Annotated in this window: 19 protein-coding genes and 1 other RNA gene; 15 read left to right on the forward strand and 5 right to left on the reverse strand. The window is 67.2% G+C overall.

Annotated elements, in window-relative coordinates; all coding sequences use genetic code 11:
* The first annotated feature begins 111 nt into the window (after positions 1–111).
* The 4 genes from ACQ3HB_RS12460 to ACQ3HB_RS12475 all read left to right on the forward strand — a co-directional run bounded on the left by ACQ3HB_RS12460 (position 112) and on the right by ACQ3HB_RS12475 (position 1795).
* The gene (locus tag ACQ3HB_RS12460; protein WP_430920514.1) at positions 112–330 is read left to right on the forward strand and encodes a hypothetical protein; all 219 of its coding nucleotides are present in this window, start codon (positions 112–114) and stop codon (positions 328–330) included.
* A 1-nt stretch (position 331) separates the two neighbouring features.
* Complete coding sequence (locus ACQ3HB_RS12465) at positions 332–784, forward strand: TadE/TadG family type IV pilus assembly protein (RefSeq protein ID WP_430920380.1); 453 nt, start codon at positions 332–334, stop codon at positions 782–784.
* A gap of 118 nt (positions 785–902) precedes the next feature.
* The gene (locus ACQ3HB_RS12470) at positions 903–1301 is read left to right on the forward strand and encodes a hypothetical protein (RefSeq protein WP_430920381.1); all 399 of its coding nucleotides are present in this window, start codon (positions 903–905) and stop codon (positions 1299–1301) included.
* Positions 1298–1795 carry a hypothetical protein gene (locus ACQ3HB_RS12475; protein ID WP_430920382.1) on the forward strand — a complete coding sequence of 166 codons (498 nt, stop codon included), beginning with the start codon at positions 1298–1300 and terminating at the stop codon, positions 1793–1795. Before ACQ3HB_RS12470 ends, ACQ3HB_RS12475 begins: the two co-directional genes overlap by 4 nt.
* A 29-nt stretch (positions 1796–1824) precedes the next feature.
* On the opposite strand, the gene ACQ3HB_RS12480 is transcribed toward ACQ3HB_RS12475, so the two are convergent.
* Complete coding sequence (locus ACQ3HB_RS12480; protein ID WP_430920383.1) at positions 1825–3093, reverse strand: MFS transporter; 1269 nt, start codon at positions 3091–3093, stop codon at positions 1825–1827.
* Between the two features lie 66 nt (positions 3094–3159).
* Between ACQ3HB_RS12480 and prfB the strand changes: the two genes are divergently transcribed.
* From prfB to smpB, 4 genes are all read left to right on the forward strand, one after another.
* Positions 3160–4278 (forward strand): peptide chain release factor 2, encoded by a 1119-nt coding sequence (gene prfB, locus ACQ3HB_RS12485; RefSeq protein ID WP_430920384.1) that lies wholly within the window; start codon positions 3160–3162, stop codon positions 4276–4278.
* A gap of 162 nt (positions 4279–4440) precedes the next feature.
* Entirely contained in the window at positions 4441–5817 is a 1377-nt protein-coding gene (gene ftsE, locus ACQ3HB_RS12490; protein WP_430920385.1) for a cell division ATP-binding protein FtsE, read from the forward strand.
* Positions 5814–6728 carry a permease-like cell division protein FtsX gene (gene ftsX, locus ACQ3HB_RS12495; protein ID WP_430920386.1) on the forward strand — a complete coding sequence of 305 codons (915 nt, stop codon included), beginning with the start codon at positions 5814–5816 and terminating at the stop codon, positions 6726–6728. The genes ftsE and ftsX overlap by 4 nt, the downstream gene beginning before the upstream one ends.
* Positions 6729–6855: 127 nt before the next feature.
* Positions 6856–7332 (forward strand): SsrA-binding protein SmpB, encoded by a 477-nt coding sequence (smpB, locus tag ACQ3HB_RS12500; protein WP_430920387.1) that lies wholly within the window; start codon positions 6856–6858, stop codon positions 7330–7332.
* A 40-nt stretch (positions 7333–7372) separates the two neighbouring features.
* On the opposite strand, the gene ACQ3HB_RS12505 is transcribed toward smpB, so the two are convergent.
* Positions 7373–8056, reverse strand: a complete 684-nt coding sequence (locus ACQ3HB_RS12505; RefSeq protein WP_430920388.1) for an SIMPL domain-containing protein — start codon at positions 8054–8056, stop codon at positions 7373–7375.
* A 179-nt stretch (positions 8057–8235) separates the two neighbouring features.
* Between ACQ3HB_RS12505 and ssrA the strand changes: the two genes are divergently transcribed.
* From ssrA to ACQ3HB_RS12525, 4 genes are all read left to right on the forward strand, one after another.
* Positions 8236–8604: a transfer-messenger RNA gene (gene ssrA, locus ACQ3HB_RS12510) on the forward strand.
* A 161-nt stretch (positions 8605–8765) separates the two neighbouring features.
* Positions 8766–9131: a DUF6804 family protein gene (locus ACQ3HB_RS12515; RefSeq protein ID WP_430920389.1), complete on the forward strand. Its 366-nt coding sequence runs from the start codon at positions 8766–8768 to the stop codon at positions 9129–9131.
* 26 nt (positions 9132–9157) lie between these two features.
* Entirely contained in the window at positions 9158–9805 is a 648-nt protein-coding gene (locus ACQ3HB_RS12520; protein ID WP_430920390.1) for a TetR/AcrR family transcriptional regulator, read from the forward strand.
* Between the two features lie 133 nt (positions 9806–9938).
* Complete coding sequence (locus ACQ3HB_RS12525) at positions 9939–10634, forward strand: GH25 family lysozyme (RefSeq protein ID WP_430920391.1); 696 nt, start codon at positions 9939–9941, stop codon at positions 10632–10634.
* A gap of 60 nt (positions 10635–10694) precedes the next feature.
* Here ACQ3HB_RS12525 and ACQ3HB_RS12530 read toward each other — a convergent pair whose 3' ends face one another.
* The gene (locus ACQ3HB_RS12530) at positions 10695–11150 is read right to left on the reverse strand and encodes a nucleoside deaminase (protein WP_430920392.1); all 456 of its coding nucleotides are present in this window, start codon (positions 11148–11150) and stop codon (positions 10695–10697) included.
* A gap of 221 nt (positions 11151–11371) precedes the next feature.
* Between ACQ3HB_RS12530 and ACQ3HB_RS12535 the strand changes: the two genes are divergently transcribed.
* On the forward strand, positions 11372–12562 hold the full coding sequence (locus tag ACQ3HB_RS12535; protein WP_430920393.1) for a PP2C family protein-serine/threonine phosphatase: 1191 nt from the start codon (positions 11372–11374) through the stop codon (positions 12560–12562).
* A 100-nt stretch (positions 12563–12662) separates the two neighbouring features.
* Here ACQ3HB_RS12535 and ACQ3HB_RS12540 read toward each other — a convergent pair whose 3' ends face one another.
* Together ACQ3HB_RS12540 and ACQ3HB_RS12545 are read right to left on the reverse strand one after the other, a co-directional pair.
* The gene (locus ACQ3HB_RS12540; RefSeq protein ID WP_430920394.1) at positions 12663–13073 is read right to left on the reverse strand and encodes an ATP-binding protein; all 411 of its coding nucleotides are present in this window, start codon (positions 13071–13073) and stop codon (positions 12663–12665) included.
* Positions 13066–13398, reverse strand: a complete 333-nt coding sequence (locus ACQ3HB_RS12545; protein ID WP_430920395.1) for an STAS domain-containing protein — start codon at positions 13396–13398, stop codon at positions 13066–13068. Before ACQ3HB_RS12545 ends, ACQ3HB_RS12540 begins: the two co-directional genes overlap by 8 nt.
* A 176-nt stretch (positions 13399–13574) precedes the next feature.
* Here ACQ3HB_RS12545 and ACQ3HB_RS12550 point away from each other — a divergent pair, with 176 nt between their 5' ends.
* Complete coding sequence (locus ACQ3HB_RS12550) at positions 13575–13790, forward strand: hypothetical protein (RefSeq protein ID WP_430920396.1); 216 nt, start codon at positions 13575–13577, stop codon at positions 13788–13790.
* 116 nt (positions 13791–13906) lie between these two features.
* On the forward strand, positions 13907–15460 hold the full coding sequence (locus ACQ3HB_RS12555; protein ID WP_430920397.1) for an MFS transporter: 1554 nt from the start codon (positions 13907–13909) through the stop codon (positions 15458–15460).
* Positions 15461–15476 lie beyond the last annotated feature (16 nt).

The raw sequence follows: 15476 nt of genomic DNA on the forward strand, positions 1-15476 counted from the left end.
TAACTCACTACTGACACCGCTCGTCTTCCTCATCCTGCCGCTGTCCATCCTCATCGCCGTGTTCCCCGGCGTCTTCGTGCTCCAAACCGGCTTCTGACGAAAGGAATCACCATGCCCATTGCTGTGCTGCTGCTCCGAGGACTCTCCCGCCACGCCTCTCAGATGCGTATGCGGGCCGTCGAACGACTTCGAGACGAGCGGGGCGATGTGCCCGGCTGGGTCCTCATCACCTTGATGACGGCCGCCCTCGTCCTCGTCATCTGGGGACTCGCCGGTCCGGCGCTCACGAACGTCTTCGAGCAGGCGATCAACAAGGTCAGCGGTATCTGAAATGACGTCATCGGTTCCGCTCGAGCCCGTCGCTCAGCCGCCCTCGACCGCCCGTGCGACGTCGACGCGGCGTCGTCTGGCAGACGACACGGGTTCCGCCGTCGCGGAGTTCGTCTTCGTGGGCGTCCTGCTGACGGGGTTGACGCTCGCGGTACTGCAACTGGCGCTCGCGTTGCACATCCGGAACACCCTCATCGATGCTGCCGCAGAAGGAGCGCGGTTCGCGGCGCTCGCCGACAACGGCCTGTCGGACGGAGAGGAACGAACCCGTCAGCTCGTCACATCGGCAATCGGCGATTCCTTCGCCGGGGGAGTGCGGGCCGTGGAAACGGAGGTGTCCGGCCATCCGACGATCACCGTGACGGTCGTCGCACCATTGCCGCTCGTCGGGCTGCTCGGCGCGCCGAGGGCGCTGGAGGTGAGCGGTCGTGCGGCCGTGGAACGCGTGGGGTGAGCCGTCGTCCGAGATGCGGGACGGGATGCTGAGAGGGGTGTCGCGGTCGTGCTGCCACCTCTGGTCTCCACGTCCGCGCGTGTGGCGAGAGGAGAAAGGGTCCGCGTCGCTCGAATTCGTGAGCGTCGGCATGCTCCTGCTGGTGCCGCTCGTCTACCTCATCCTCGTGGCGTCGTCGTTGCAGGGCGCCTCGCTCGCGGCGGAGGGCGCTGCGAGACAGGGTGCTCGTTTGTTCGCGCAGGCGCCGGACGAGGCGACCGGTCAGGCACGACTCCACCGCGCGGTCGTCCTCGGCCTGGACGACTTCGGCTTCACCGAGGACGACGGACGGGTCGAGGTCCGGTGCGCACCGCAGCCCACGAGCTGTCTGCATCGGGGCGGCACCGTCACTGTGGAGATCCGCATCGCGGTGTCGCTGCCGTTCGTGCCGCGCGTGATCCGGTCGGTCGGCGTCGGAATGATCCCCGTCGTCGCGTCGGCGACCTCTCCGGTCTCGCGACTGTGGGTGGGCGAATGAGACTCCGGCGGCAGAGTGAGCGGGAGGGCCGTTGTCCGCCCTGCGGGCGACGACGCCCGCGGTCGTGGTGCGCGGACGACAGCGGATCGACACTCGTCCTCACGATCGGCTACGCGGCGCTCGCGTTGGCCGTTGTCCTCATCGTCGCGGCGGCGACGTCCCTCTATCTGGAACGTAAACGGCTGTTGTCGCTCGCCGACACGCTGTCCCTCGTCGCCGCCGAATCGTTCACGCTCGATGAGGTCGTCCACGACGAGGAGGGCACACGTCCTGTCCTGACCGATGCCGGCGTCGAACGGGCCGTGAGGGATCATCTCCGCGAATTCGGCGCGGCCCCGCTTCGCGCAGTCCGGCTCGACGAGGCGGCGTCGATCGACGGTCGGAGCGCGAGGGTCACGCTGTCCGCTGATTGGCATCCGCCGCTGCTCGCGGTCTTCGTGCCGGCCGGTTTACGGATCGACGCGACGAGCACTGCCCGCAGCGTCTTCTGGTGAGGCCGGGCCGGCCCCAGTCCTGGTCCCGATCACGGGAACGGGCGTGTGCCCTTGTCGACGAAGCGGGGGATGTAGCGGAAGAGGAGCCAGGCGCCGATGAGTCCGACGCCGCCGATCGTGCCTGCCGCGATCGAGATCGAGGCGACGGCCGTCAGGCCCGACATCGCGAGCGGCGCCGCCGCCGTTCCCGCATCACCGAGGAATCGGTACGCGCCGAGGAATGCTGCCGGGCTCTGCTGGGGAGCGAGGTCCGCACCGAGGGTCATGAGGATGCCGCTCCCGACGCCGTTCGCGAGCGAGAGGAACATCGTGACCGCGATGAACCAGGCGACGGAGCCGCCGACATCGTGTGTGAAGGCGAGCACGATGAACCCGAGGCCGAGCCCGATCATCGACGGGACCGCGCTCCAGATGCGTCCGAAGCGATCCATGATCTGGCCGCTCGCGTAGAACAGGGCGAAGTCCACGGCCCCGCCGATGCCGATGATGAGGGCCGTGTTCGCCTCCGAGACGCCGATGCTCACCGCCCACAACGGCAGGAGGACGGAACGACAGGAACGGAGCGCGCCGACGAGGGCGCCGCTCGTGCCCATGCGGGCGAGGACCGCCCGGTAGTTCCAGATCGTGCGGAAGAGCCCCTCCGACTCGTCGGCCGCGAGTTCTTCGCCCTCGCTGCGGTTCTTCCCGTCGCGGCCGCGGACGGACGGCGCCTCGCCGAACATCGCCGCGGGATCGGGGAGCACGAGGAGCGTCACGGCCGATGCCGCGCAGCACAGGACCATCACCCAGAGCGCGGACTGCGAGGTCCCTGTCAGATGGATGATCCCGGCCGCGAGGAATGGGCCGATGAACCACCCGCAGCGGAACACGCCACCGAGCGTCGAGAGCGCGCGTGCGCGATAGTGGCGCGGCACGTAGGTGGTCATGAACGCGTGCCTGGCGAGCCCGAACACGGCCGTCGCGAGGCCGATACAGAAGATGCCGAGACCCAGCATGAATGGATTTGGGGCGACGGCAGAGGTCACGACGCCGAGGACCGCGAGCAACGACGCCCACATCATCGCGAACCGTTCACCGATGCGACTGACCACCCACCCCGCCGGGATGTCGCCGACGAGCTCGCCGAGCATGATCATCGAGGAGATGACACCAGCGACGGCGAGTGTCGCGCCGAGGTTGCCGGCGACCGCGGGGATGATCGGGATGATCGCACCCTCGCCCACGGAGAAGAGGAGTGTGGGGAGGAAGACCGCCACCGCGACCGCTCGGACATTGAAGGGGCGGTCTGGCGAGGTCATCCCCTCGATCGTACGCCCGCGCCCGCCCCAGCCGAGTCACGCACGGTCACGGTAGGCTGGGACCAAATGTTTGACTTGGACCTCTCCTCACAGATCTCGCACCTCCGCTCGACGTTCGACGACATCCGAAGCGTGGTCGGCGTCGACCGCCTCGAAGCCGAGATCGCCGACCTGAGCGAACAGGCTGGCGTGCCGGACCTCTGGGACGACACCGCTCGCGCTCAGAAGGTGACGAGTGCGCTCAGCCACCGGCAGTCGGAGCTCGCCCGCATCACGAGCATCGCGAACCGCCTCGACGACCTCGAGGTGCTCATCGAGCTCGCCGTGGGCGAGGAGGACGAGGAGTCCGCAGAGGAAGCCCGCGCAGAGCTCGTGAGCCTGCAGAAGACGCTCGGTGAACTCGAGGTCCAGACGCTCCTGAGCGGTGAGTACGACCCGCGTCCAGCCGTCGTCACCATCCGCGCCGGTGCCGGGGGAGTGGACGCCGCAGACTTCGCCGACATGCTCTTCCGCATGTACCTGCGTTGGGCGGAACAGCACAAGTACCCCGTCACCGTCATGGACGTGAGCTACGCGGAAGAGGCAGGCATCAAGTCGGCCACCTTCGAAGTCGACGCACCGTACGCGTTCGGCACGCTCAGCGTCGAAGCAGGGACGCACCGACTCGTCCGCATGAGCCCCTTCGGCGCGGCGGGCAAGCGTCAGACGAGCTTTGCCGCAGTCGAGGTCATCCCGCTCATGGAGGAGACCGAGATCGTGGAGATCCCGGAATCCGACATCCGCGTGGACGTCTTCCGATCGAGCGGCCCCGGCGGGCAGTCCGTCAACACGACCGACTCCGCCGTCCGCATCACCCACCTGCCGACGGGCACGGTCGTCTCGATGCAGAACGAGAAGAGCCAGATTCAGAACCGTGCAGCCGCCATGCGCGTGCTGCAGTCGCGCCTCCTCCTCATCCAGAAGGAGCAGGAAGCGGCCACCAAGAAGGAACTCGCCGGAACGATCACGGCCAGTTGGGGCGACCAGATGCGCTCCTACGTCCTCGCGCCGTACCAGATGGTCAAGGACCTCCGCACGGAGCACGAGCAGGGAAACCCGTCCGCCGTGTTCGACGGCGACCTCGACGGATTCATCGCCGCCGGCATCCGGTGGCGTTCGATGTCGAAGGCCGAGGCCGGGAGCTAGGCTCTCGGTTCGCGTTGCCTCGGCGTCGCTTCGGCGCACCGAACCCGGTCGAACACCCCGGTTTCGTGGGCGTCGTAGGATTCGTACAGCCCCCGTACAGGGTGCGAAACGTTGGCGTGTCCTGCCCGTATTCGGGTGTCGGCTGCCTAGGCTCAAGGAGCCATGATTCGGTTTGATCACATCTCCAAGAAGTACCCGGGAACCAGTCGTCCCGCGTTGAACGACGTCGACTTCGAGATCTTGCGCGGAGAGTTCATCTTCCTCGTCGGTGCCTCGGGGTCCGGCAAGTCGAGTTGCCTCCGCCTGATGCTCAAGGAGGACAAGCCGAGCAAGGGCAAGATCCACGTGCTCGGCCACGACCTCGGCTCCATCTCCAACCGCAAGGTCCCCTACTTCCGCCGCAGTCTCGGCGTGGTGTTCCAGGACTTCCGGCTCCTGCCGGGTAAAACGGTCTACCAGAACGTCGCGTTCACCCTGCAGGTGATCGGGAAGTCGCGCGGATTCGTCCAGGAAGCGGTTCCCGACGTCCTCGAGATGGTCGGTTTGGGCAGCAAGGCCCAGCGCCTGCCGCACGAGCTGTCCGGTGGTGAGCAGCAGCGTGTCGCCATCGCCCGCGCGATCGTGAACAAGCCGCAGATTCTCCTGGCCGACGAACCGACGGGTAACCTCGACCCCGCCACGAGCGCCGGCATCATGCAGCTCCTCGAGCGCATCAACGCCGGTGGCACCACCGTCGTGATGGCGACGCACGAGGCCGGCTTCGTCGACCAGATGCAGCGCCGCGTGATCGAGCTCCAGGACGGCCAGATCGTCCGTGACGAACGCCACGGCGGATACGGCACGACCGCTGCGATCCCGGGCCTCATCCGTGGTTCGAGCACCACGTCGACGGCGACCGCTTCTGCGGCCGCCGCCGGCGCCGTCGCCGCGGGAATCGATGCCGCTCCGGCGCCCACCACTGGCGACCTCCGAGTCACGAAGCGCCCCGCCACCGGGACCGCCCCCGTGCAGACGACCGCCACGGCCACGCCGTCCGTCCCGACCCCCGTCGTGCCCGCAGCAGCGGCGCCCGTCGAGACATCGGTCACGCGGACGCCCTCTGCGCCGATCGACCTCCCGGTCGAACCGCCCGTGACGACGCCCGTCGTTCCTGCAGCACAGGCGCCCGCTGCGCCAGCCACATCGGCCACGCCGACTCAGTCCAGCGCATCGACTCCCGCTTCCCAGTCGTCTACGCCGCAGCCGACCGTGCCAGCTGCTCCCGCAGCCGCGGAGGTCCCCGCGCCCGCCCCGAACGGCCAGTCGGCCACGGATGCCGCAGAGGCTCCCGAGGCGGAGCAGGCCGCTGAGGCCGTCACGCCTCCGGAACCGACGCCCCCGCAACGACTGACCAACGCCACCGGGCCGATCGGCCTGCCGGCACGCAACGAGATCGACCCGGCGGAAGCCGAGAACCTGTCGCTCGCGGAACGCCTCGGCCTCCGCGCGGCGGGTCGCACGCACGATGATGGAGAGCAGAACGTGGGGCCCACGAAGTGAGACTCGCATTGATCTGGTCCGAAGTCTGGAACGGACTCCGTCGCAACGTCTCGATGGTCGTCTCCGTCGTGCTCGTCACCTTCATCTCGCTCACCTTCGTGGGCGCGGCCGTCCTCATGCAGATGCAGATCGGCCAGATGAAGAACTTCTGGTACGACCGCGCTCAGGTCGCGATCTACCTCTGCACCGCCGACAGCGGCGGGGAGACGTGCGCCACGGGTGCTGCAACCGACGAGCAGCGCGCCGCCGTCGAAGAAGCGCTCAAGTCGCCCACCCTCGCCCCGTTCGTCGACAAGTACTACTTCGAGAACCAGGATCAGGCGTACAAGACGTTCCAGGAGCAATTCAAGGGCAACGACATCGCCCAGTTCGTGACTCCGGACCAGCTGCCGGAGACCTTCTGGGTGAACATGAAGGACGCCTCGCAGTCCGACGTGCTCGTCGAAGCGTTCTCCGGTGTCGCCGGCGTCGAGCAGGTGACCGACCAACGCCAATACCTGGACCAGATCTTCTCGGTCCTGAACATCGCCAGCTACACGGCCATCGGCATCGCCGCGCTCATGCTCGTGGCCGCAGCGCTCCTGATCGCGACGACGATTCGATTGTCGGCGTACTCGAGACGAAGGGAGCTCGGGATCATGCGCCTGGTGGGCGCATCCAACCGGTTCATCCAGACACCGTTCATCCTGGAGGGCGTGTTCGCAGCCCTCATCGGCTCGCTCCTCGCAGGCGGCGCCGTCGTGACGATCGTGCAGGTCTTCGTGCAGGGCTACCTCGCCGACAAGATGAAGTACATCAACTTCGTCGACCTCGGTGATGCGCTCGTGGTGCTCCCGGTGCTGCTCGTCGTCGGCGTGCTCCTGGCCGCCGTCTCGGCGAACTTCGCGATCTCGCGCTATCTGAAGGTCTGATCCAGAGCTCTGTCGTCTCGCCCACGTGATCGGATGCCGATCACGTGGGCTAGACTGATGGGCTGCCCCGATCGTGGGCACGCTGTTCACACCGAACAGATCGAGTTTCGAACATCAGGAGTACGACGTGCCCAGGGAACGTGGCGAGAAGGTCGTGGCCACCAATCGCAAGGCCCGCCACGACTACCTCATCGAAGACACCTATGAGGCCGGCATGGTCTTGTCTGGAACCGAAGTGAAGTCGTTGCGGGCAGGCCGCGCGTCACTCGTCGACGGCTACGCGTTCATCGACGGGCGCGAAGCGTGGCTGGATTCGGTCCACATCCCCGAGTACAACCAGGGGACGTGGACCAATCACCCGCCGCGTCGGAAGCGCAAGCTCCTGCTGCACCGTGAGCAGATCGACAAGATCGCCCACAAGATCGCGCCGGGCGGATTCACGCTCGTGCCCCTCAAGATCTACTTCAAGGACGGCCGGGCCAAGGTGGAGATCGCCGTGGCGAAGGGCAAGAAGGAGTACGACAAGCGTCACGCCCTGCGGGAGAAGCAGGACACCCGTGAGGCGGCTCGTGCGATGGCGACGCGGAATCGGCTGAACGAGTAGCGTTCGCTCCCGCTACCCTCGGGCGCGCCGGTCTCGCCGCTCAGCTCGCGGTGAACCTGGCCTGCACCTGCACCTCGAACACGAGGTCCTCCGGCTGCAGGCTCACGCCGCCGCCCGAGGTGGACATCGCGGCCTTCATCATGCGCGGGGATCCGCCGATGCCGTCGCTCGCGAACGCCAGCGGTCCCTGCTCACTCGGGAGGAGCCCGGGATCGCTGATCGCCACGGCGGTGACGGAGAGCAGCCCGAGCGATTCCGCGTAGACCTCGGCTTTGCGAACGGCATCGGCGATGGCCGACCGCAGCGACTCGGTCTCCGCATCGCGGGTGTGGTCGTCGCTGAGCGTCCATGTGACGCCCAGCACGGTGACCCCGTCCCAGGTGGACACGTCGTCGACCCACGCAGAGAGCCGTGCGAAGTCCGTGAAGGTCGCGGACACGCTCGCAGCGGAGTGGTAGACGATGTCGAGCTGCTCGCCTTGCGCGTTCCAGGGCCGCTGACCCCAGACCTGCACCTGACCGGCGGACCAGGACGTGATCCCCTCCGCGGGATCAGTTCGCCGTTCGTCGAGGACGGTGCTGATCGCGGCGTGGAGTGCGCCGGTGCGTTCGAGGACCTCGGTGCGTTCGACTCCTTCGAAGCCGAGGGAGAGGCTGACGGCGCCGAGTTCGGGCGCCCGATGGATCGACGCCGATCCTTGCACGGTGATCGTGAGAGCAGTCATAGGGCGAGGCTACCGCAGGCGCTTCCGAGCACGCTGGCCTGCTCGCCGGATCCGCGCTATACTAGAGGGCTGCACCGCAAGGTGTGGTCCGAGGATCTCGATCCTCGGTTGGCAACTCAACAGCGTGTGACAATGACCCTCTTCAGGCGGTGCTCCGGCATCGTTCCGTCGAGTCGCATGGGGATGATCGGTTTCGACATTGCCTGTGAAACTGCGAGAAGCGGGTCGAGGATGCAGGGTTATCTCGTTAACGATCTCTGCAAAACAATAAGTGCCAATTCAAAACGCACTGACTTCGCTCTCGCTGCGTAAGCGAGCCCGATAGTCCGTCAGACCGAGCGAGCTCCCGTCTCGGATCCTGGCGTCATTTAGGGAGCTAGCTGGATGATGGTGTCGAGACGTCATTCGGGACTTTTCCTCGGCTGGGCCCGTTGATCGAGCTGTTCGTGGCAACGATCAGGGCCGAGTAGAACGATTCACGAAATACACCCGTAGAAGGCGCAGAATCTCAGCAGTGGACGGGGGTTCAATTCCCCCCATCTCCACCACCGGTCGTTGTCACACGCTGTTGTCCCGCCACGCGAGCGAGGCCGCCCGAGAGGGTGGCCTCGTTTCGTTTCTGCGGTGTGCGATGCGGGAACAGCGGATTCTCGGATTCTGGAAGGGGGACAGCGGTGGCATAGCATCGAAGTCTCGACCCAGGAGTTCCATGCGCACCGAATCCACCCTGCCCGCCCAGCTGCCCCGCCCGGGATTCCTTCCCGGACTGCTCGGCGCGATCGTCCTCATGGCCGCGCTCGCGCTCATCGGGACGAGCTGGTTCACCGTTGTGCTCTACGTCGTCTGCATCCTCGCGCTCATCATGATCGTGCTCGCCGTCCAGGGGAAGCGCATCGCCTGGGCCGCTCCGCTCGCCGTGATCGCCGTCATCTGGAACCCCGTCGTGCCGATCTCGCTTCCGGGAACGGCTTGGATCTGGCTGCACCTCGTCGGTGCCGTCGTGTTCATCGCCGTCGGAGTCCTCATGCGCGTGCCAGTGCGCCAGGCTGAAGCGCGCAACGCCGACAAGCGGTGAGCCGAGGAGTCACGGCGCCTGGTTCGGTGAGCGTCTCCCAACCGGCAGGTAGGGCGGCGGAGGCGTCGACGAGTGGAGCAACAGCTCGAACCGGAACGGCCGTCAACGAGACCCGGACCCGCCTCATCGAGGAAGCCACGCGCCTCGTGCGACGTCGGGGATACGCCGACGTCAGCTACGCGGACCTCGAACGGATCGTCGGGATCCGCAAGGCGAGCATCCACCACCACTTCCCTGCGAAGGTCGACCTCGGCGTCGCGATCATCCAGGTGTACAGCGCAGGATTCCTCTCCCGACTGCGCTCGGTCGGCGTTCGCCGCGCCGGCATCGTTGGCCAACTGCGGTTCTACACGGAGCTGTACCGCGAGGGACTCGTCGACGGCGAAGCCTGCCTCTGTGGGACGCTCGCAGCGGAGGTCGTCCCCTCGGCGATGGCGACACGTGTAGCGGAGTTCTTCGCCGCGAACCTCGATTGGCTGACCCAGCGGATCACGGACGGCATCGCCTCCGGGGAACTGCTCGACGCGCTGGACGCACGCGCCGCCGCACAAGCCGTCCTCGGAGCTGTGCAGGGCGCACTCGTCGTGAGCCGGTCGCTCGACGACCCCGCGGTCTACGACGGAGCGGTCGATGCCGTCATCACCCGGCTGGTCCGCGAAGCCGTGGACGTCTGATCCGCCGACGTCAACCATCGATGCCGGCGCACCGATCCAGGTGTGAGACGGTTGAACCCGGAAACGACCGGGGGATGCAGTGGGCAAGCGAAGCAGGACGTGGTGGCGGGTCGGCATCGGCGGAGGTGCCGTCGTGGTCGCTCTGGGGACGGTCGCGATCCTCATCGCGACCGGAGTGATCTGGCCCAACCAACTCTGGGCACGCGGCTACGAGGTCCGCGGTGTCGACGTCTCGTCCTATCAGGGGACGATCGATTGGAACGAACTCGCGAGTCAGGACATCGACTTCGCCTACATCAAGTCGACGGAGGGCTCCGGCGACCAGGACGAGTACTTCGCCGAGAACTGGAAGGCGGCGCAACGAACCGGTCTCCTCGTCGGTGCGTACCACTTCTTCAGCTTCGAGAGCCCTGGTGAGACACAAGCCGAGAACATCATCAGCACGGTCCCGAAGGCCGCCGGGGCGTTGCCGATCGTGGTCGACGTCGAGTTCTACAAGAACTTCGCCAAGAACCCACCGAAACGTGAGCTCGTCCGCAGCATCCTCGACCCCCTCCTCCAGAAGCTCGAGGCCTACTACGGTGTGCCGCCCATCCTGTACGCGACGGAGACTCCATACGAGCTCTACCTGAGCGATGCGTATCCGGACAACCCGATCTGGATCCGGAACGTCGCGACGCCTCCGACGCTCTCCGACGGCCGCGCCTGGACGATCTGGCAGTTCTCGAACCGGGACAGGCTCACGGGCTACAGCGGGAAGGAGGAGTACATCGACATGAACGTCTTCGACGGCTCCCTCGACGAGCTGAAGCGCCTGACGACGCGCTGATCGGGCCCGGCAGCCACTCGTGCGGGTGCTGGACGGAGTCGGGCGCGAGCCCTGCGATCGTCAGTAGTCCGTGCGCTCGTCCGAGGCGAGCCACGTGGCGAAGGGACGGAACTGCGTGGCGGCGTCCCGCTGTTCGACCCGGACGTCCCACTCGCCCCGGGGCGTGGAGAACAATTCGTAGAACGCGAGATCGTCGAATCCGCCGGCCGCGGCATCGTGCCGGTCCGCGGCGTAGACGATGCGGTCCACGCGCGCCCAGAGGGCGGTCGCCATGCACATGGGACACGGCTCGCACGAGCTGTAGAGCGTCGCGCCGGTGAGCGAGAAGTCGGCGATGGCGCGGCCGGCCTCGCGGATGGCGACGACCTCTGCATGAGCGCTCGGATCGAAGTCGCGGGTCACCCGGTTCTGTCCGCGGGCGATGATCTCGCCGTCCTTCACGATCACGGCTCCGAACGGGCCTCCGCCCTCCGTGATGTTGACCGTGGCGAGATCGATGGCGAGCGCGAGGTACACGGCATCGTCGGCATCGTGTTCGAGTGGGGTGCGGGCGTCGGTGAACGATGGTTCGAGCGAACTGATGGTGGATCCTTCCGGCTGCGGGCAAAGGGTGTTTCGAGCCTATGGAAGCGGCCGCGCCGAGTCGTCGGTCGGAAGGATGATTGTCCTCGTCCCGCGGTCCGACGGCGATAGGCTCGAACGAGGGCACACGATGGACGGGTGCGGGCGGGGATCGAGTGACGGACAGCGGCATCGGGGCAGGCAACGACGGTTTCAGCGCCGAGCGACGACGCGTCGAGGCGGTCGCCAGTCTCGAACTCTTCGACACGCCCGCCGAAGAGCGATTCGACCGCATCACGCGCGTCGCCCGCGAACTCTTCAACGTGCCGATCGCCGAGATCAACCTGATCGACGACGAGGAGCAGTACACCAAGTCGCCGCAGCCGGGTGGAACCCCGTCGAAGCGACCGCGTGAGACGTCATTCTGCGACATCACCATCCAACGCCCCGGCCTGTTGGTCGTTCCGGACGCGACCCAGGACGACCGCTTCTCCTGGCGTGATGTGGTGACGAGCGATCAGCACATCAGGTTCTACGCGGGACGACCGCTCTCGCTCGGGGACGATCTCCGGGTCGGAACCCTCTGCATCGTCGACACCGAACCCCACCAGCTCGACGAAGCCGGACTGCAACTCTTCGAGGAGATGGGGCAGTGGGCTGAGAGAGAGCTCCGGGCGAACGTCGACATCGACCGAGCCGCGGACGTCCAGCGAGGCTTCCTGCCGGGAGGACAGCCCTGCCCGCCCGAGTTCGCGGTCGCCGGCGTGAGCCTGCCGCACGGCGGCGTGGGCGGGGACTTCCACGCGTGGACCGCGACCGACGACGGCTTCGAATTCACCGTCGCCGACGTCATGGGCAAAGGGACCGCCGGCGCCCTCCTCGCGACCGATGTGCGCGCGGCGTTCCTCGCGCGGGTCGGCGGAGACGTCGGGGAGACGGTGACCGAAGTGAATGCGCAGGTCGTGCACGACCTCGCCGCCACAGGGAGCTTCGCGACACTCGTCCACGCGAGGATCGATCGCGCCGGTCGGCTGGACTACGCGGACGCCGGGCACGGCCTCACGATCGTGGTGCGGGCCGATGGCCGCGTCGACCGCTTGGACTCGACCGGTCTCCCGATCGGCATCCTCGAGGACGGCGTCTGGGGGACCCAACGCGCCGAGATCGCGCCGGGGGAGACGCTCGTCGTCTGCACCGACGGCGTGCTCGACCTGTACGACGGCACCCTCGAGTCGCTCGACCGTCTGGCCGAGCTCGTGCGCGCCGGTGGCGGCCCGACCGAGATCGTCGAGCGCATCGTGGTGCTCTCCCGTGCCGAAGCGCGCTCGGACGATCTCACGGCGGTCGTGATCACCCGCTCCGCCTGATCGGCAGCGCAGCGAGACGGGGCAGCGAGACGGGGCGGCGAGCCCCAGTTGCCGAGGTTCAGTTGCCGCGGTTCAGCTGCTGAAATTCAGCTGCTGCGTGTCAGCCTGCGATGCTCCGCCCGCGACTGATCGTCCAACGGTTGACGCCGTCGACCCGGTCGTACGCGAGATCGTCCACGAGCGCCTGGATGAGGGCGATGCCGCGACCCTCCTCGGCGAGCGCATCGGGCATCTCGAACGTGCGCAGGGAGAATCCGCCCGCTTCCGCCGTGTCCTTGAGGGTCGCGCGCAGGCCGCCGTCGTCGATGTCGACCGTGAGCACGCAGGTGACGCCGGATCCGGAGTCTGCGTGCTGGATCACGTTGGCGGCGAGTTCGGCGATGGCCGTCTCGAAGGCCATCCGGTCGAGCGGAGCGACGTCGTCGTGATCGGCCCACAGCGCTTCGAGGAAGTCTTGGACGGTGTCGACGTCGTCTGCCGGAGTGTTGAAGCGGAGGACGCGCTCAGTCACGATACGCGGCTTCCGCCGACTCGAAGGGGGTGAGGATCTGGTCGACGTTGGAGAGACTGAGGACCATGGCGACCTGCTCCGAGGGTGCCGAGATGCGGACGTCGCCGCCGGCCTGGCGCGCGGTCTTCAGGCAGGCGATGAGGACGCCCAGCCCCGCAGAGTCCATGAAGGTGACGGCCGAGAGGTCGATGACGATCTTCGGACGGTCGCCTGCCAGCGCGCGGTTCACTGCGCTCCGGAGGTCCGGGGCGGAAACCATGTTGAGACGTCCGTCGATGCGGAACGCGACGACGTCGTCGCCGATCGGTTCGGTGGTGACTGCCATTGCCTGTTCGGCCCCTTCTCCCGGACGGTCCCCGATGTCTGGGACCAGTGACGATGCTAGTCGGGCGGCGGGCACTCCGCGTGCTCCACGCCGCCCGAAGAGGGGCCAACAGATGCCGGTTTCGCCCTAAACTTGTGGAGGACGGCTCACAGGGCGCCGTCGGAGCGGAGATCGACATGGCGGACGCGAATCCTGCGATCGTCGGCATCGTGAACCGATGGCCGAGCGTCAATGTCGTCCTGAGCGACGCGATCCAGAACGACTCCTACTTCCATCTGGAGGGACCGGACGGCGGGACGCTGTACCTGAACGCCGAGACGATCGCCTTCGTCGCCTCGCTCGACACCTGGAAGGGTCGTGTCGTGACGAGCGAAGGGCTCCCCGAGCTCTAGGCGTCCTCGAAGTTGCAGCTTGTGCAGCTATCTCGCGCGTGTGAGAGTTGTCGCGTGTCAACGACCCGGCCCCACAGCATCGGTTCCGCCGCCTGGAACCCGTCCCCTCGCATCGCATGAGCGAGACCACGACCACAGGATCATTCGCCACAGCGACCGTGGCCCCGCGCCGAGCATGGCAAGCACTCGTCGTGCTGCTCATCGGCATGTTCATGGCGCTGCTCGACACGACGATCGTCAACGTCGCGCTGCCGACCATCCGGACGACCCTCGACGCGTCCGAGTCGACGCTGTCGTGGATCATCTCCGGTTACGCGCTCGCCTACGGCCTCGCACTCATCCCGTCGGGTCGGCTCGGTGACAGGTTCGGCCACAAGTGGATCTTCTTCACCGGTCTCGCGCTCTTCACCGTCGCCAGCCTCGCCTGCGGACTCGCGCAGGACAGCACGCAGCTGATCGTCGCCCGCGTGGTGCAGGGACTCGCCGGCGGCATCTTCTTCCCGGCCGTGACCGCATTCATCCAGTTGTTGTTCCCGCCACGCGTCCGGGGCAAGGCATTCGCGATCATGGGCGCCGTCATCGGCGTCTCCACAGCCCTCGGCCCGATCGTGGGCGGCCTCCTCATCCAGGCGTTCGGTGAGGAGAACGGCTGGCGCCTCGTCTTCTGGGTGAACCTGCCGTTCGGCGTCATCGCCCTCGTCGCCGCGATCTTCCTGCTTCCGCGCGGAGCCGAGGGGCGCGTCGCATCGGGCGGGGTCGACTGGTTGGGCCTCCTCCTCATCTCCGCCGGCCTCGTCGCGATCCTCGTGCCGCTCATCGAAGGCCAGGACCAGGGCTGGCCGCTCTGGACGTACCTCACGCTCGCTGCCGGTGTGCTGTTCATCGTGCTGTTCGCGTTCTGGGAGATCGCGGTCACGAAGCGCGGCTCGAGTCCGCTCGTGCCGCCGCACCTGTTCTCGCACCCGGCGTTCACCGGCGGGACGATCCTCGCCCTCGTGTACTTCGCCGCATTCACGAGCATCTTCTTCACGATCTCGATCTTCTGGCAGTCCGGCCTCGGCCACACCGCGCTCGAATCAGGCCTCGTCTCGATCCCGTTCGCGCTCGGCAGCATCGTCGGCGCCTCGCAGAGCGACCGGCTCGCGTCGAGGCTCGGCCGCACGGTGCTCGTCGCCGGTGTCGGCATGGTCACGATCGGCCTCGTCGCCCTCTGGATCGTGCTCAGCACCGTTCCGGTCGCCGACCTCACCAACTGGGCGCTCCTCGGCCCCCTGCTCGTCGCCGGTATCGGCAGCGGGCTCTTCATCGCCCCGAACGCCCAGTTCATCGTCGCGACCGTTGATCGCCAGGAAGCGGGCGCGGCGAGCGGCGTCATCGGTACGATGCAGCGACTCGGCAGCGCGATCGGCATCGCGGTCATCGGCAGCGTGTTCTTCGGGACGCTCGACATCGCGAAACCGACGGCGGCGCAGATCGCGAAAGCGGCACAGGAGCATGGCGCAGCCGGGCAGCAGGCGGTCAAGGACGCGATCCAGCAGATCGCGGAGCACAACGTCGCCCTCGGGTTCGGACACAGCGCGGCGGCGGCCCTCGCCGTCAGCGCCGCGTTCGCCCTCGTCGCGTTCTTCCTCGTCTTCGCGCTCCCGAAACAGGTCAATCGGGGCTGGTAGGGCGGCGTCGTCCAGG

Origin of the sequence: Plantibacter lichenum, assembly GCF_050587525.1 — a bacterium.
In the GTDB taxonomy this organism is placed as follows: Bacteria; Actinomycetota; Actinomycetes; order Actinomycetales; family Microbacteriaceae; genus Plantibacter.